Raw genomic sequence first — 611 nt, forward strand, 5'->3', positions numbered from 1 at the left:
CTGCTTGAGATTTGAGCATACCGTCAATCTTCTCGCCCAACCCTTTCGCTGCCATACCCAAATGCGTCTCTAGAACCTGACCGATGTTCATACGAGATGGTACACCAAGCGGGTTCAATACGATGTCAACGGTATTTCCATTTTCATCATAAGGCATGTCTTCAACTGGCATGATGCGCGATACAACACCTTTGTTACCATGACGACCAGCCATCTTATCACCAGGCTGAATACGACGCTTAACCGCTAGATATACTTTGACGATTTTTTGTACGCCATGTTGTAAGTCATCACCAGCAGTCAATTTGCGTTTTTTCTCAGCAAACTTCACATCGATGTCTTTTTGCTTATCAACCAAATAATCAGCGATTTGCGTTAGACGCTCAGAGATTTCTTCTTCAACTGGTTGGATATCAAGCAAGGTCTCAAGGCTCATATCTTTCATATCAGCCAATGCCATAACTGTACCAGCTTTTAGACCAGCACCGCCGCTGACTTTTTGGCCATCTAATAGATTACCAATACGACCACGTGCTGCCTCTTCAAAGATACGTAGCTCTTCTTTCAAATCTTTGCGATAGCTATCAAGCTGCGATTTTTCAATCGCTCTT

At 43.5% G+C, this 611-nt stretch carries 1 pseudogene; it reads right to left on the reverse strand.

From position 1 onward, the window contains the following. Positions 1-611 (reverse strand): annotated as a pseudogene (gene rpoB, locus ACS8FC_RS18950) (DNA-directed RNA polymerase subunit beta); the annotation flags it as partial.

It is taken from the genome of Psychrobacter sp. 1Y4, from assembly GCF_051847555.1.